At 35.9% G+C, this 16,396-nt stretch carries 10 protein-coding genes; 2 read left to right on the plus strand and 8 right to left on the minus strand.

Going from position 1 to position 16,396, the window contains the following annotated elements; translation table 11 throughout:
- Window positions 1–13: 13 nt before the first annotated feature.
- From ACAM30_RS16340 to ACAM30_RS16350, 3 genes are all read right to left on the minus strand, one after another.
- A complete protein-coding gene (locus tag ACAM30_RS16340) occupies window positions 14–1,048 on the minus strand; it encodes a serine hydrolase domain-containing protein (RefSeq protein WP_369615650.1) in 1,035 nt (344 codons plus the stop codon).
- A 175-nt stretch (window positions 1,049–1,223) separates the two neighbouring features.
- Window positions 1,224–2,591 carry a 30S ribosomal protein S6--L-glutamate ligase gene (gene rimK / locus ACAM30_RS16345; protein WP_369615651.1) on the minus strand — a complete coding sequence of 456 codons (1,368 nt, stop codon included), beginning with the start codon at window positions 2,589–2,591 and terminating at the stop codon, window positions 1,224–1,226.
- A 140-nt stretch (window positions 2,592–2,731) separates the two neighbouring features.
- Entirely contained in the window at window positions 2,732–5,278 is a 2,547-nt protein-coding gene (locus tag ACAM30_RS16350; RefSeq protein ID WP_369615652.1) for an ATP-dependent Clp protease ATP-binding subunit, read from the minus strand.
- Between the two features lie 257 nt (window positions 5,279–5,535).
- On the opposite strand from ACAM30_RS16350, the gene gyrA reads away from it, so the two are divergent.
- Together gyrA and ACAM30_RS16360 are read left to right on the plus strand one after the other, a co-directional pair.
- Window positions 5,536–8,184 (plus strand): DNA gyrase subunit A, encoded by a 2,649-nt coding sequence (gene gyrA / locus ACAM30_RS16355; RefSeq protein WP_369615653.1) that lies wholly within the window; start codon window positions 5,536–5,538, stop codon window positions 8,182–8,184.
- A gap of 43 nt (window positions 8,185–8,227) precedes the next feature.
- On the plus strand, window positions 8,228–9,496 hold the full coding sequence (locus ACAM30_RS16360) for a tetratricopeptide repeat protein (protein WP_369615654.1): 1,269 nt from the start codon (window positions 8,228–8,230) through the stop codon (window positions 9,494–9,496).
- A 106-nt stretch (window positions 9,497–9,602) separates the two neighbouring features.
- Here ACAM30_RS16360 and ACAM30_RS16365 read toward each other — a convergent pair whose 3' ends face one another.
- From ACAM30_RS16365 to ACAM30_RS16385, 5 genes are all read right to left on the minus strand, one after another.
- Complete coding sequence (locus tag ACAM30_RS16365; protein ID WP_369615655.1) at window positions 9,603–10,022, minus strand: OsmC family protein; 420 nt, start codon at window positions 10,020–10,022, stop codon at window positions 9,603–9,605.
- A 382-nt stretch (window positions 10,023–10,404) separates the two neighbouring features.
- On the minus strand, window positions 10,405–12,396 hold the full coding sequence (locus tag ACAM30_RS16370) for a DUF349 domain-containing protein (protein ID WP_369615656.1): 1,992 nt from the start codon (window positions 12,394–12,396) through the stop codon (window positions 10,405–10,407).
- Window positions 12,397–12,747: 351 nt separating this feature from the next.
- Window positions 12,748–13,497, minus strand: a complete 750-nt coding sequence (locus ACAM30_RS16375; protein WP_369615657.1) for a shikimate dehydrogenase — start codon at window positions 13,495–13,497, stop codon at window positions 12,748–12,750.
- Window positions 13,497–14,894 carry a tetratricopeptide repeat protein gene (locus tag ACAM30_RS16380; RefSeq protein ID WP_369615658.1) on the minus strand — a complete coding sequence of 466 codons (1,398 nt, stop codon included), beginning with the start codon at window positions 14,892–14,894 and terminating at the stop codon, window positions 13,497–13,499. The genes ACAM30_RS16375 and ACAM30_RS16380 overlap by 1 nt, the downstream gene beginning before the upstream one ends.
- A gap of 207 nt (window positions 14,895–15,101) precedes the next feature.
- Window positions 15,102–16,298: an aspartate aminotransferase family protein gene (locus ACAM30_RS16385; RefSeq protein WP_369615659.1), complete on the minus strand. Its 1,197-nt coding sequence runs from the start codon at window positions 16,296–16,298 to the stop codon at window positions 15,102–15,104.
- Window positions 16,299–16,396: the final 98 nt, after the last annotated feature.

A 16,396-nucleotide genomic window follows, 5' to 3' on the forward strand; every position in this document is an offset into this window, starting at 1 on the left:
AACGTATCAGTAATTATTGTTTCTTGAAATATATTTTGTTGGCTAAGTCCCGTAGGTCTGCGGTGTCCGTATTACAAAGAATTATTAGAATTTTATCGAAATTTTTGTTTGTAATTATCTCAGAATTAAAACCGTCAATATTGCCACTTCTCTTATAGATATTTGTTTTATCATCATAGTAAAATCCAAATGTAGGTTTTCCGGAAATCCAGTCTCCAGAATCGTCGGTTTGTGGTTTTAAAAGAAAGTCATTTTTTGATTTTTCAGAAATTAGCTCATTATTTCTGATGGCTATTAAGAGTTTGTGTAAGTCTTCGGTCGTAGAGTAAAGTGCACCGGCTCCATAATAGTTTGAGATGAATCTTCTGTCATTAAAAAGAGGTTTGTTTTTTTCTCCTTTGCCAAAAGAATAGTTATGATAACCGTATGCTAAATTTTTGATGACTTCACTTTCTTTTACAAATCCTGTGTTGGTCATTTTTAGGGGCTGGAGAATCAGATCTTCTATTGATTTTGAAAAGTCTTTTTTGGTAATCCTTTCAATTGTTTTAGAAAGGAGGATAAAGTCTACATTGTTATAATTGAATTTCAAGGTATCCTTTGGTGATTTTTTTACAAATTCTTTTATATAATTGTCGATCGAATATTTGTTTACAACGGCCTTTACAGGTTCGTTTTCCAGTCCTGAATGATGGGTTACTAAATCTTTAATGAGTATATTTTGACAGTTTTCAGGCAGTTCAGGAATAAATTTTCCCACAGGGTCTTTGATATCGATTAGTCCTTTTTCCTGAAGCTGTAAAATGGCAAGCGATGTAAAAAGTTTTGTGATGGATGCAATTGGAAATCGGGTTTTGTCATTAATTTCTACATCAAACTGAATATTTGAAAAACCTTTGTTGATTTTTTGTGTTTGTTTTCCGTCAAAGTATAAAACACTTCCGCTGAAATGCCCGTTTTCATATTCCCGGGTGATGTTTTTCTGAAGATCGTTTTGTGCAAATAGAAATAAGGGAAATAATAAAAATAGTGGTAGATGAAGTTTCATATGCTGTTTTTTTTACATTTCGTTGGTTTAAAATTAAGAATAAAGTGAACCTAACGCAAGATTAATGTTTGTAAAAAAAATCAGATTAATTCTTCACCGGTAAAACCTGACAGGTTTTGAAAATCTGTTAGGTTTCGCGGTAAGTATAAGAGGAATTTTTTAAAAATTCGAAGCGTTATAGTTTAAAATTCTTTTCAATCGCTTTAATCATTTCACCTGCTACATCTTTATTGGTGGCGCCTTCAATTCCCTCAAGTCCCGGAGAAGAGTTTACTTCGAGCAATAAAGGTCCTTTAGAAGAACGAATTATATCAACACCAGCTACTTTTAAGTCCATAGCTTTTGCGGCTTTTATGGCTATTTTTTTCTCTTCGGCAGTTACTTTGATGACAGATGCGGTTCCTCCCAAATGTATATTGGCTCTGAATTCACCCGGCATTGCTTCACGCTGAATTGCAGCAACCACTTTACCGTCGATAACAAAACAGCGAATGTCTTTTCCGTTAGCTTCTTTAATGAATTCCTGAACAAGTATGTTGGCGTTTAAGCTCTTAAAGGCATTGATAACACTTTCTGCCGCTTTTTTGGTTTCAGCTAAAACAACCCCTTTTCCCTGAGTTCCTTCCAATAATTTAACGATCAAAGGAGATCCTCCAACCATTTTAATTAAATTGTCGGTGTCCAGTGGGGAATTTGCAAATCCGGTCGTTGGAATATCGATTCCGCTGTTTAAAAGAAGCTGCAAAGAGTAAAGTTTATCACGTGATTGTGTGATAGCAGTAGCTGAGTTTAGAGTGAAAACCTTCAATGCTTCAAATTGACGGGTCAAGGCACAGCCATAAAAAGTAATGCTTGGTCGGATTCTTGGAATAATAGCATCAAACTGATTTAGTATTTTTCCGCCGCGATAATGAATTTCAGGAGTTTTGGCGTCCAGCTTCATGTAACATTCTTTGATATTCAAAAAATGCATCTCATGTCCGCGCATTTCACCGGCTTCCATGATTCGTTTATTGCTGTACAATTCAGGATTACTGGCTAAAACTCCGATTCTTAGTCCTGAGCTTGCTTTTTCAGAATTTTGATAAAGTTCTTTTAAGGCTTCAGGACTTGGCTGTCCTAAAAGATACTTTTCTTCAGGATCCACGAGTACACGTCCGCTCATGGCTTCACGGCCTAAAAGCATTCGGAAGCCCATAGAATCTCTGTTCGTCAGTGTCATTTCGATTGGCCATTTGATATCGCCAATTTTTAAATGCGTCTGAATTACATAACGATGTTCTCTAAATCCGCTTGAACTTTTTACAATTCTTTTGTCAACCAACGGAGCTTCACAATGAATGATGGTTTTAATATTATTCTGAATTGGGTTAATGTCGAATTTTACCCAATTGGTATCATTTTTTATAAAAGGAGCTATGTTTATTGCGTGCATTGCCGAAGTTTTGGCACCGGAATCCACGCGGGCCTTGATTGTCGGAATTCCTAGTTCTGGAAATGAGCACCATTCTTCGCTACCTAAAATGACTTTGTTTTGAAGCATACGTTGTTTTTTGTTATAGAATTTAATGGCCAAAAATAGCTATTTGCTTTTATTAAAGGTAGCAAATTATTTAAAAAAAATGCCCGTTATGTTATGAAAACGTAACGGGCATGTTATTCTTGTTATAAATTTAAAGTAATCTATTGATTCGTTGGCTCTTCGGCTTTATGGATTTCTACAGAAAGTTCCTGAGAATCGTCTTTAAGATCCATTAAGATTTCATCACCTGAATGTATTTTTGAAGTGATGATCTCTTCAGCCAATACATCTTCGACATATTTCTGAATCGCTCTTTTTAGAGGTCTTGCACCAAATTGTCTGTCGAAACCTTTTTCTGCAATAAAGGCTTTTGCTTTGTCTGTAAGGCTTAGAATGTAACCTAATTCTGCAATACGAGTGTATAGTTTTTTAAGTTCAATTTCGATAATCAAATCAATGTCAGCTTTTTCTAAAGCATTGAATACGATTACATCATCAATTCTGTTTAAGAATTCAGGTGCAAAAGTTTTTTTCAATGCATTTTCGATAATGCTTTTTGAGTTTTCATCGGCCTGAGCCACTTTCGCAGCAGTTCCGAATCCTACACCTTGACCGAAATCTTTCAATTGACGCGCTCCAACGTTAGAAGTCATGATGATGATGGTGTTTTTAAAGTCGATTTTACGACCTAAGCTATCCGTCAAATATCCGTCATCCAAAACCTGAAGCATCATATTGAATACATCCGGATGTGCTTTTTCGATCTCGTCCAAAAGAACTACACAGTAAGGTTTTCTGCGAACTTTTTCAGTCAGTTGACCACCTTCTTCGTATCCTACATATCCCGGAGGCGCTCCAACTAAACGAGAGATTGCAAATTTCTCCATATATTCACTCATATCGATACGGATTAACGCATCTTCTGAATCAAATAATTCTTTTGCCAATACTTTTGCCAATTGTGTTTTACCAACTCCGGTCTGACCTAAGAAGATGAACGAACCAATTGGTTTATTTGGATCTTTAAGTCCGGCTCTGTTGCGTTGGATAGAACGTGCAATTTTTAAAACAGCTTCGTTTTGTCCGATTACTTTGTTCTGAATTAATTCAGGTAACTGAGCCAATTTGTTGCTTTCAGTCTGTGCAATTCGGTTCACAGGAATTCCGGTCATCATCGAAACAACATCGGCTACATTGTCTTCTGTAACTTGAATTCTGTTGTTTTTAGAGTCTTCTTCCCATTGTTCCTGAGCAGTAGCCAGGTCTTTCTCGATGCGTTTTTCATCGTCGCGAAGTTTGGCAGCTTCTTCGTATTTCTGTTTTTTAACCACCATGTTTTTCATTTCGCGAACTTCTTCCAGCTGACGCTCCAAGTCTAGGATTTGCTTCGGAACATCAATGTTGGTGATGTGTACGCGAGACCCTGCTTCGTCAAGAGCATCGATGGCTTTGTCCGGTAAGAAACGCTCAGACATGTATCTGTTTGTTAATTTAACACAGGCTTCGATAGCTTCCTGGGTATAAGTTACATTGTGGTGATCTTCGTATTTGTCTTTTACATTGTTTAAGATGGCAATGGTTTCTTCAACAGAAGTTGGTTCAACAATTACTTTTTGAAAACGTCTTTCCAATGCGCCGTCTTTTTCAATATATTGTCTGTATTCGTCAAGAGTTGTAGCTCCAATACATTGGATTTCGCCTCTTGCCAAAGCAGGTTTGAACATGTTCGAAGCATCAAGTGATCCTGTTGCTCCTCCTGCGCCTACAATGGTGTGAATTTCGTCGATGAAAAGGATGATATCGTCATTTTTCTCCAACTCGTTCATAACGGCTTTCATTCTTTCTTCAAACTGACCGCGGTATTTTGTTCCGGCTACTAAGCTGGCAAGGTCAAGAGTAACCACACGTTTGTGAAAAAGTATACGGGAAACTTTTTTCTGAATAATACGCAAAGCCAGACCTTCTGCAATAGCAGATTTACCAACTCCAGGCTCTCCGATAAGAAGAGGGTTGTTCTTTTTTCTACGGCTTAGAATTTGAGAAACACGTTCGATTTCTTTCTCGCGTCCTACAACCGGATCCAGTTTTCCTTCCTCTGCCATTTCTGTTAAATCTCTCCCAAAATTGTCCAGTACCGGGGTTTTGGATTTTTTATTTGACTTATTGGCGGGATTGTTAAAACTACTTTCTTTAAGACTGTCATCTTGTCCTGAATCGTCATTGTATGATTCGTTTCGTGGCAAGTTTTCTAAGAATTCTTCTTCGTTTGGAGTCATATTTAAATATTGTTCTTTAGCTATGTCATAATCTATTTTTAGTTTATTCAATAGCTTGGTTGTTGGATCGTTTTCGTTTCGTAAGATGCATAGAAGCAGGTGCGCCGTGCTAATTGACGAGCTTTGAAATACTTTGGCCTCCAGAAAAGTGGTCTTCAGGGCTCTTTCCGCCTGACGCGTAAGATGAAGGTTTTTCTTTTCGGCATTTACTTCAACGCTTTGATTGGCCGGACTTAGTATTTCTACTTTCCTGCGTAAATGATCTAAATCGACTGCAAGGTTATTAAGTATATGAATAGCTTTTCCGTTTCCATCTCTTAAAATGCCCAGCATTAGATGCTCAGTACCAATAAAGTCGTGGCCCAAACGTAAGGCTTCCTCTTTACTGTAGGTAATAACATCTTTTACTCTTGGTGAAAAATTATCATCCATAATATATAATTGGTATTGTAAATTTAGTGAATTACTGTTTGAAAAACAAAAACCGTACCCTTCAGGATCTTCTGACAGCTAAGTGACAAAAAAAATAACAATAAAAGCGTTAAAATACGCTTAATTTATTAACTAAAACCTAAAATAAAGTTGTTAATAAATCATTGAAATAAGTGTAGGTAAATAGCTGAAAAAATTTCAAAAAAACGTATCTTGGCACGCTTTGAAACTAATATAATTATTTAATATAACAACTTATGTCTGAAGGAGAAAAGTTAATTCCTATTAACATAGAAGATGAAATGAAATCAGCTTACATCGATTATTCGATGTCAGTAATCGTATCGAGAGCGCTTCCAGATGTTAGAGATGGCTTGAAACCAGTGCATCGAAGAGTTCTTTACGGAATGTATGACTTAGGAGTAACATCAAGATCTGCCCACAAAAAATCTGCAAGAATCGTAGGAGAGGTTCTGGGTAAGTATCACCCGCACGGAGATACCTCTGTATATGATGCGATGGTACGTATGGCTCAGGAATGGAGTATGCGATATTTATTAGTGGATGGTCAGGGTAACTTTGGTTCTGTTGATGGTGACAGTCCGGCAGCAATGCGTTATACTGAGGCCAGAATGCGCAAAATCTCTGAAGATATTATGGCAGATATCGAAAAAGAAACAGTTGACTTTCAATTGAACTTTGACGATACCTTATATGAACCAAAAGTAATGCCTACAAGAGTTCCTACTTTATTAGTAAACGGAGCTACAGGTATTGCAGTAGGTATGGCAACCAATATGCCGCCACACAATTTAACTGAAGTAATCAATGGTACACTGGCTTACCTTGATAACAATGATATTGAAGTTGACGAATTAATGACGCATATTAAGGCTCCGGATTTTCCAACCGGTGGTGTAATATACGGCTACGAAGGAGTTCGTGAGGCTTTTAAAACCGGTAGAGGACGTATTGTAATGCGTGCTAAAGTTGGCTTTGAAGAAGTTGACGGAAGAGAATGTATTGTGGTTACCGAGATTCCGTATCAAATCAACAAAGCTGAAATGATCAAGCGTACAGCTGATTTGGTTAACGATAAAAAAATTGAAGGTATTGCGAATATTCGTGACGAGTCGGATAGAACAGGTATGCGTATTGTTTATATCCTGAAACGTGATGCTACGCCTAACGTAGTATTGAATACCTTATATAAGTATACATCATTACAATCTTCTTTCAGTGTAAATAATATTGCATTGGTAAAAGGTCGCCCGCAAATGCTGAATCTAAAAGATATGATTCATTATTTTATTGAGCACCGTCATGATGTAGTAGTTCGCAGAACGCAGTTTGAATTGCGTAAAGCAGAAGAAAGAGCGCATATTCTTGAAGGATTAATTATTGCTTCAGATAATATTGATGAAGTGATCGCGATCATCAGAGGATCTAAAAATACTGAAGAAGCCCGTGAAAAATTAATCGAAAGATTTAATTTATCAGATATTCAGGCACGTGCTATCGTAGAAATGCGTTTGCGTCAGTTGACAGGTCTGGAGCAAGATAAGTTAAGAGCTGAATTCGAAGAATTAATGAAGTTAATCGAACATTTGAAAGCATTATTGGCAGATGTAGATTTAAGAACAAATTTAATTAAAGAAGAGCTTGAAGAAATCCGTGAAAAATACGGAGACGATCGTCGTTCTACAATAGAATATGCAGGAGGAGATGTAAGTATTGAAGATTTAATTGCTGATGAGAATGTGGTAATTACCATTTCACATGCAGGTTATATCAAACGTACTAATCTTACCGAATATAAAACGCAGAACAGAGGAGGAGTTGGACAAAAAAGTGCAGGAACAAGAGATCAGGATTTCCTTGAGCATATGTTCGTGGCAACCAACCACCAGTATATGATGTTCTTTACCCAAAAAGGAAAATGTTTCTGGATGCGTGTTTATGAAATTCCGGAGGGAAGTAAAACGGCAAAAGGAAGAGCAATTCAGAACCTGGTTAATATTGAAAGTGATGATAAAGTAAAAGCTTTCATTTGTACACAAGACCTAAAAGATAAAGATTACATCAACAGTCATAATCTTGTAATGGTGACTAAACAAGGTCAGGTGAAGAAAACTTCTTTAGAAAAATATTCTAAACCAAGGGTAAATGGTGTTGCAGCTATTACAATTAAAGAAGGAGACGAGTTACTTGAAGCAAAATTAACCAACGGAGACAGTCAGATTATTCTGGCAGTGAAATCAGGTAAGCTGGTTCGTTTTGAGGAAACCAAAACACGCCCGATGGGAAGAACGGCTTCAGGAGTTCGTGGAATTACTTTAAAAGACGAGAGCGATGAAGTAATTGGTATGGTAACTATTGATAGAGAAGATGTTAACGATTCACAAATTCTGGTTGTAACGGAGAATGGATACGGAAAACGTACCAAATTAGTTGACGATGATGGTGAAGATGTGTACAGAATTACAAATCGTGGAGGTAAAGGAGTTAAAACTCTTAATATTACTGAGAAAACAGGTAAGTTGATTTCTATCAATGCTGTAACGGATGCGGATGATTTAATGATTATCAACAAGTCCGGATTAACGATTAGAATGGCTATTGAAGATTTACGTGTAATGGGTCGCGCAACGCAAGGAGTTCGATTGATTAACTTAAAAGGTAAAGATTCTATTGCGGCCGTAACAAAAGTTATGAAAGATGATGTTGCCGAAGTTGTTGTAGACGAAGACGGTAACGTTATTGAATCGGCTATTGAAAGAGTAAAACCGGATTTAGAAGTTCTTGAAGACGAAGGTGTTGTGGAAGATGAGGATGACGAAGATGATGATACGGAAGAAGAGTCTGAAGACGAAGATGATTCTGATGAAGAAGAATCTGAAGAATAATAAAAAATAAACCACTTAAAATTAAATACACAAATTGAACATTATGAAAAGTAAATATGTAATACTTGCGTCAGCCTTATTGATCTCGGTAGCTACTTTTGCTCAAAAGGATCAGATTAAGAGTGCTGAGAAGGCATTAAAAAGCGGAGATGCTCAGGGGGCACTTACGATCTTAAAAGATGCTGAAAATATGGTAGTAAATGCCAAAGATACTGAACAAGCGCAGTACTATTTTGTAAAGGGTAACGCTTATTTAGATTTGGCAAATAAAAAAGTAGAAGAAGGAAAGAATCTTTCTTTGGCTGCTGAGACTTATCAGAAATTAATTGATACTGAAAAAACTTCAGGTAAAGTTAAATTTTCTACTCAGGCTGCAGCTTCTATCACAGAAATTAAAGGAAAGCTGATCAATGCTGCTATTGCTGATTCTCAGGCAAGCAAGCATGCTGACGGAGCAAAAAAATTGTACGATGCTTATTTATTAGACAGGAAAGATACAATTAATTTATACTACGCGGCTTCTACTGCAGTAAATGCTCAGGATTTTGATCTTGCTTTACCAATGTACGAAGAGTTGAAAAAATTAAACTATTCAGGAAAAGGAACAAGCTTTACAGCTGTAAATAAAATTTCCGGTAATGAAGATGGTTTCAACAACGCTAAAGATAGAGATTTAGCTGTAAAATTAGGAACTCACGAAAAACCTAAAACTGAAGCTATTCCTTCTAAAAGAGGTGAAATCTACAAAAACTTAGCTTTAATTTTAGTTCAAAAAGGACGTAGTGAAGATGCTAAAAAAGCGATTGCAGATGCAAGGAAAGCAAATCCGGAAGATTCTTCTTTGATCTTAACAGAAGCGAACTTATACCTGGAGTCTAAAGACTACGAAACATACAAAAAATTAGTGGGTGAAGCTTTACAGAAAGATCCAAACAATGCTGATTTAGTTTTCAACTTAGGAGTAATCAGTGCAAATGCAAAAAACATTGTAGATGCTGAGAAATATTATTTAAAAGCAATTGAAATCAATCCGAACTACGCAAATGCTTATCTTAACCTTGCAGCATTAAAATTAGAAGCTGAAAAACCAATCATTGATGAAATGAATAAATTAGGTACTTCTGCTAAAGATATGAAGCGTTATGATGTATTAAAAGCACAAAGAGAGAATGTTTTTAGAGGAGTTATTCCTTATCTTAAAAAAGCAAACGAGTTAGACCCTAAAAACGAAGATGTTTCTAAAACGTTATTAGGTGTTTACAAAGCATTAGAAATGACTGCTGAAGCAAAAGCATTGAAAGCTACAATGTAGTCTCATTAAAGTTTAAGATTCTAATATTTAAAAATTCCAAATTCCAATGGTGCTATGCATTTTGGAATTTGGAATTTTTTATTTGGAATTTTTTTAATTTTATTTCTTAACTGACTAAGGCAGCAGAAAGTGTAATAGTAGTGTTTAGAAGTTTAGAAATCGGGCAGATTTCTTTTGCCTTTGCTGCTGTTTTTTCAAACTCGTCTGCTGAAATGGAAGGTACTTTTCCTTTTAGATCTAAATGAATCAAAGTGATCGAACCGTCTTCAAAGGTTACTGTGGCTTCCGTGGTTAGATCATCGGCTGTATAGCCACCTTCGTTTAATAAAAAGCTTAATTGCATCGTAAAACAGCCAGAATGGGCTGCAGCAATAAGTTCTTCGGGATTTGTTCCAACACCATCTGCAAATCTGGTTTTGAACGATAATTGTGCATTGTCTAATGTGGTACTTTGAGTGCTGATGGTTCCTTTTCCTTCCATACCTGTTCCTTTCCAGTTGGCATGTGCTTTTCTTGTAAATTTCATCGTGTTGTGATTTGAATTAATAATTTATTTGGTATTTTATTGATTGTCAGTAAATAATGTGTTTATCAAATATAATCAATATTTTACAGAATTGTTTTATGAAGTTCGATTGTAATGTTAAGTTTAAGGTTTTATAGCCGAATGAATTTAACCGCAAAGGGCGCAAGGCTTTTTTATAAACTGTGCCATATATTGCACAAAGTTCGCAAAGCTTTGTGTAGATAAAGCTTTGCGAACTTTGCGTTTGCCAACACAATCTAAATTAAAAAACTTTGCACCCTTTGCGGTTAAAAATAAAAAAAAAACTGCAATGAAATGAATCACTACAGTTTTATGTTTAAGTGGTTTTGATTTCTCTCGACCTATCATCAGAGTAATTAATCTACTCTTGATTTAAGTTTCGCAATTGCTTTAGTTTTTCTTTCCAAACTTCTAAGCTTTCCTTGTGAATGGCGATGTTTTTGCGGACCTCAAGTACAATTGAGTTTTCTTTTTTAGCATTTTTTGTATTGGCAAAGAACTGAATGTTATTTTCCAACTGGAAAATTTCGTTTTGAACTTCTTCAATCTTACGCATTAAGAAAATCTTCTCGTTGTCTAATTTACGAGTATCGTTACTATCAGATAAAGAGTCAATTCGGTTAGAGAAACGCATCATTTCGGTTTCTTTTTTGCTTAGACTTAACTTTTCGAAAAGCGCATCTAAAATTTTATTGAATTTCCCTTCAATATGACGTCTTGCGAAAGGTACTTTTCCGTAGCCTTTCCAGATTTCAATGTGTGCTTTAATCGCATCCAGATCTGTTTTGTGATCACCTGTTAACTGGTAAGCTCTTAAGATGTCCAGGTAAGCTTTTTTGTTATCAAAAGCAGCCACTTCATCAACGTTTTCCTCTGATTTGTGCTCTTTTAATTTATCAAAATAGTGATTGCACGCATCTTTAAATTCTTTCCAGATTTTATCGGAATATTTTTTAGGAACGTGACCAATTTGTTTCCACTCTTCCTGAATTTGCTTCATGATCGGAGTAGTAGCTGTAAAGTCAGTGCTTTCCTGTAGTTCTTTAGCTTTTGCTACAAGAGCCATTTTTTTGTTTAAATTGTCGTTTTGATCCTTTTTAATGTCTTTGTAAAATGAATTTTTAAAAGCATTAAAGTTTCTAACGGCAGTTTTAAACGCAGCCCAGGTTTCTTCATTCACTTCTGAAGGCACTTTTCCGGCAGCAAAAAACTCATTTCTTAGCGCTTCTACTTTTTGAATCTGTACCAGCCATTGAGAGTGAGAGTTTACTTTCTCGGTTCCTAAAACCTCAATTTTGGCAATGATTTCTTTTTTAATTTCAAGATTATTTTGTTCGTTGGCTCTTTGGCTTTCAAACAAAACTTCTCTTTTGTCGTGAATCTTTTTAGTCAGTTCACTAAATCTGTTCCAGATCGTATCACGGTGCTCTTTAGAAACCGGTCCGATATCTTCTTTCCAGATTCTGTGTAAATCCTGTAATTCACGGAATGCCTTGCTGATGTCAGTTTCATTAACCAATTCTTCAACGCGGGCTACTATTTTTTGTTTTTGTTCCAGATTGTGCTTGAAATCCAAATCTCTCGCCTCACGATCTAAATGCAGGTAATCGTAAAAATTCTCTACATGAAAATGATAATTGTTCCAAACGTGATTGTATTTGTCTTTCGGAATGGCGCCTGCATTTTTCCATCTTTCTCTTAAGTCATTAAAATGCTTAAGTGTATCCTTGATGTTTTCCTGCGGATTGATAAGCTCTTTAAGCTCTTCAACGATGGCAAGCCTGTTGTCTAAATTTGATTTAAGATTAGTTTGTAAATGCTTAAAATGAGCATTTCTTTTTTCTCTAAAAACATTGTAATACTCGTCAAATTTAGATTTTAAAGGAGAGTGGTATTCGAATTCTTCATTCGGATCTTGTTTAGAAGCATTGAACTCTTCTTTTTTCTCTTCTATAAAATGATTGTATTGTAATAAAAACGACTTCTTGATTTCTTCGATATGATCTTTTACAGACATTACTTTGTCTGTATTAATCAGTTTCTTTAATTCATCAACAAGTGCATCCAAAGAAAAAGTATCATAATCCTGCATAGGAATTTCATGACGCTCTTTAAGCGTCTCATCTTCACTTTCTTCGGCATTTGAACTGGTTATGGCATCTAATGCAGTCTGATGATCGGCTTCTGGCGTTTCAACAGTACTTTCTGATTCAATCTCATCATTTGAAATTGTATTTTCAGTTACTGCATCGGTATCAGCCGTTTCGATTGCATTATTTTCAGTAGAATCGTTAATGTCGATTTCTAATTTTCCGTCTGCTTCTTGCAGGTTATCATTCTTTTCTTCTAACATTTTTAATGTATAAGGTTTTTATTTTAAAGAGAGCGAAAGATAGTAAAGGTGTTTCTAACTACAAAATAAATCGTTTGTTTATACGTTATTTTACGGTGAAATTCTTAATTATTGCTTTAATTTAAAGATATGATAGGGGCTTTTTTGGAGATTTCTTGAAGTTAATTTAAATTCTGAATTGCTGGAATTTTTAGAAAATTAAAAGTAAAATGATATTGGAAGGTAGCTTTGTTAGTTTTATTTTGATTGGAAACTGAGAAATCGAGAAGGTGTTGTGTAAGAAAAATAACCCGACAGGTTTCAAAAAACTGTCGGGTTAAGGTGTATCTAATGAGTATTGTTTTAGTTTTTTTACTTATTCCAGATTTTCCATGCTTTTTCGGCCTGAAAAATAAGCATATCGTAGCCATTTTTAATTACAGCCCCTTTTTCTTTGGCTCTTTTTAAGAATTCCGTTTCTGCCGGATTGTAAATTAGGTCGTAGGCAATATGTCGGTCTGTAAAAAACTCATAAGGGATATCAGGACAAGCTTCTGTGTTAGGGCTTGTTCCGACTGGCGTACAGTTAATGATAATCTGAAAATTATCAAAGGTAGTAGCGTTAATTAAGTTGTAATCGATAATGTTTTCTTTGGCTTCTCTGGAAACAAAAGTATAGAGTATGCCCAATTCGTCAAGAGCAAATGCCACTCCTTTTGAAGCACCTCCTGTTCCCAGAATAAGTGCTTTTTTATGGTGAAGTTCAAGCAGTGGTTCTAATGATTTTTTAAAGCCGTAGTAATCGGTGTTGTATCCTTTTAATTTTCCACCTTTGGTAAATTTAATCGTGTTTACAGCACCAATTAAGGCTGCTTTTTTTGAAAGTTTATCTAAGAAGGGGATGACTTGTTCTTTGTAAGGAATTGTAACGTTTAAACCTTTTAAATCAGGATTGTTTTTCACCAACTCAGTGAAATAGTTAATTTCAGAGATGTCGAAATTTTCGTAGCTGTTGCCGGCGAAAACTTCATCACTGAATTTTTCTGTAAAATATCCTTTTGAAAAAGAGTAACTAATATTACGGCCCAATAAGCCAAAACGTCTTCTTAAAGTATCAATCATTATTGTTTTCTATGTTTTTCAATATAATTTTTAACTGTCTTCTTTGACCAGACTACCGGGAATAAATCTTCGATTAGAATGTAATTGTCAAAGTTTAAACGCAAACCATTGCTTAAGTGAAATTTAGCTTTAGTGGTGTCCTGAGTCATAAAATACAATCCGGCCAATCGGTATTCGATTTCGTTTTCTTCCGGAAAATACTCGGTTGCCTGCAATAAAGTTTGAATGGCGCTGTCAAATTCTCCTAAAAACTGAAGAATATCAACCCAAAATAACCAGGTATCCAATGCATAATCTCCAAATTCTACTGCTTTTCTGTATCCAAATTCAGCTTCTTCAAAAAAGTTCATTTGTTTGTTGATCGTCGCGTAACGCTTCCAGTACAAACGATTCTGGTTGTCGATTGCTAATGCTTTATTGACAAAGAATAGCGCTTTTTGAAAATTTTTCTGGCGCATATGAAAATCAGTAATAGCAATCCATCCTTTGTCTAAAAGTGGATCTTCATGTACTGTCTGATTGTAATATTGTAAAGCTTTTACCAAATTCCCAAGTTTTTCATAGCATTTTCCAATGCGTAAAAGAGCGTAGGAGGTAGCGTCATCTAACTCGATGGTACGGTTGTAGCTTTCGATCGCTTCGTTGTATTTTTTTAAACGCTCGTAGGCTTTCGCTTTTTCCATAAAGGCGCCAAGGAACTCATCATCGATAAGTGTGGCATAATCAAAAGCGCGAATGGCATTTTCGTATTCTTTTACCCCATAATGCAAACGTCCAAGCTGGTGCCAGGCAATTTCGCTGTATGGATTTCTGTTGATATAATCGTTAAGATAAACAATGGCTTCCTGATTTTGATCTAAAAATTCAAAACAATACACCACGTTATAAAGAGCAGACTGATCTTCTAAATCTTCTTCAAGACATTTGATGAAACTGTCTTTTGCCATCTCGAGGTTGTCCATAAATAGATATTCCATTCCAATCAAGTTATACACGTCGGCGTAATCGTCTGTAAATTGCAGGGCGATTTTAAGTAATTCTACCGCTTTTTCGTGTTGATCTCTTTTAGAACAGATATTCGCTTTCTGAATGTAAATTTCCTCGTTGTTAGGTTCGATTGCATACAACTCATTCAAGAGTTTTTCGGCGATTTCCAGTTTGTCGTCGTAAACCAGCATTTCTACTTGTACTAATTTTAAGCCTGTAGATTTTGGGTGTTGGTCTAATGCAAGTTTCAGGGCCTTCTTTGCTAAATTAGCCTTACCTATGTCTAAATAATGAAGAATAATTTCTTCGAATTCTTCAGAATCAAAAAAGAGTACTTTGTTTGTTTTTAACATCGACTCAAATTTGGATAGGGATAGGTTATAATCTTCTTCTTCGTTGCTTAATTGCATACTGTCTTTATTTGAAATTAGCCTGTTATAAATTTAGGCAACCATATTATTGCTGTGGGGAAAGGAAATTAATTGTTTTGAACAATTTAATTAACAATATGGACAGAATTTTGATTCTGTTTTTAGTCCTAATCTTCTGATTTATGAGAAGAGTAGGGAGTTATTATTTTATCTAATGATAGGAATTTCCTATCCTGTTTGTTTTAATTAAACTTCTTGCTCCTTTTTTAGGATTTCATCCATAACGTTTAAGATTATGGCACAACCTTCTTTGATTTCCTCTTCAGAAATTGTTAAAGGTGGAGTTATTCGTATCGCGCATCCTTCAAACAGCAACCAGAATAAAATGAGCCCTTTGTCCTGACAGTTCAAAATAACCTGATTGGTAATTTCGGCAGTTTCAGTCATGGCGGCAAGCATTAATCCTTTTCCTCTAACTTCCTTTATCAAAGGATGTACCAAAAGTGATCGGAAGAGTTTTTCCTTCTCTAAGGTCTCTTCCATTAAGTTTGTTTCAGTTAATTCCTTCAAAGTTGCAAGACATGCTGACGCAATGACAGGATGACCTCCAAAAGTAGTAATATGTCCTAATTTAGGATTTTCGGTTAACAGATCCATTTTCTCTGCTGATGCTGTAAAAGCACCTACCGGCATTCCGCCACCCATACCTTTTCCCATAACCACGATATCAGGAACAACGTCATACGTCTGAAAACCAAATAGTTTTCCTGTTCTGCCAAAACCAGGTTGGATTTCATCAACGATCATCATAGCGCCAACTTCGTCACAACGTTTTCTGACTTTTTGCAGAAAATTATCGTGAGGCTCAATAAATCCGGCACCTCCCTGAATGGTTTCTAAAAGTATAGCCGCAGTTCTGGTCGTTATTTTTTGTAAATCTTCTTCGTTATTAAAGGTAATGAAATCAACATCGGGAAGAAGAGGTCTGAAGGCTTGTTTGCGTTCTTCAAAACCCATAACACTCATAGATCCCATAGTGTTGCCATGGTAAGCATTATGACATGAAATAAGCTGGCTGCGTCCCGTGGCTCGTTTGGCTAACTTCAGAGCTCCTTCAATTGCTTCTGTTCCTGAGTTAACCAAATAGGTTTTACTAAGTGATTCAGGCAGGAGTGAAGCCATGAGTTTGCAGTACTCTACAGCCGGACTTTGTGAATATTCGCCATAAACCATGACATGCGAATACTTGTCCAACTGATCTTTGATTGCTTGATTCACTCTTGGATGTTGATGGCCAAGCGTACAGGCGGAAACACCCGCTACAAAATCTAAATATTTTTTATTATTAGTGTCGTAAATATACGAGCCAATAGCATGTGAAACTTCCATTCCTAGCGGATAAGGTGAAGTTTGTGCCTGGTATTTTATAAAGTCGGGATTCATTTTTTTTGAGATTCTAAGTTGCTTAGTTTCTAAGGTTCTGAGTTCAGTGTCAGTTTGCAGTCTCAGTTTTTGCCAACTGAAAACTGCGACTGAAAACT

Origin of the sequence: Flavobacterium sp. CFS9 (assembly GCF_041154745.1) — a bacterium.
GTDB lineage: Bacteria > Bacteroidota > Bacteroidia > Flavobacteriales > Flavobacteriaceae > Flavobacterium.

Excerpts from the sequence above, each read along its gene's own strand:
- ACAM30_RS16340 (WP_369615650.1), bottom strand. The coding sequence starts at position 1,048 with ATGAAACTTCATCTACCACTATTTTTATTATTTCCCTTATTTCTATTT.
- rimK (WP_369615651.1), bottom strand. The coding sequence starts at position 2,591 with ATGCTTCAAAACAAAGTCATTTTAGGTAGCGAAGAATGGTGCTCATTT.
- ACAM30_RS16350 (WP_369615652.1), bottom strand. The coding sequence starts at position 5,278 with ATGGATGATAATTTTTCACCAAGAGTAAAAGATGTTATTACCTACAGT.
- gyrA (WP_369615653.1), top strand. The coding sequence starts at position 5,536 with ATGTCTGAAGGAGAAAAGTTAATTCCTATTAACATAGAAGATGAAATG.
- ACAM30_RS16360 (WP_369615654.1), top strand. The coding sequence starts at position 8,228 with ATGAAAAGTAAATATGTAATACTTGCGTCAGCCTTATTGATCTCGGTA.
- ACAM30_RS16365 (WP_369615655.1), bottom strand. The coding sequence starts at position 10,022 with ATGAAATTTACAAGAAAAGCACATGCCAACTGGAAAGGAACAGGTATG.
- ACAM30_RS16370 (WP_369615656.1), bottom strand. The coding sequence starts at position 12,396 with ATGTTAGAAGAAAAGAATGATAACCTGCAAGAAGCAGACGGAAAATTA.
- ACAM30_RS16375 (WP_369615657.1), bottom strand. The coding sequence starts at position 13,497 with ATGATTGATACTTTAAGAAGACGTTTTGGCTTATTGGGCCGTAATATT.
- ACAM30_RS16380 (WP_369615658.1), bottom strand. The coding sequence starts at position 14,894 with ATGCAATTAAGCAACGAAGAAGAAGATTATAACCTATCCCTATCCAAA.
- ACAM30_RS16385 (WP_369615659.1), bottom strand. The coding sequence starts at position 16,298 with ATGAATCCCGACTTTATAAAATACCAGGCACAAACTTCACCTTATCCG.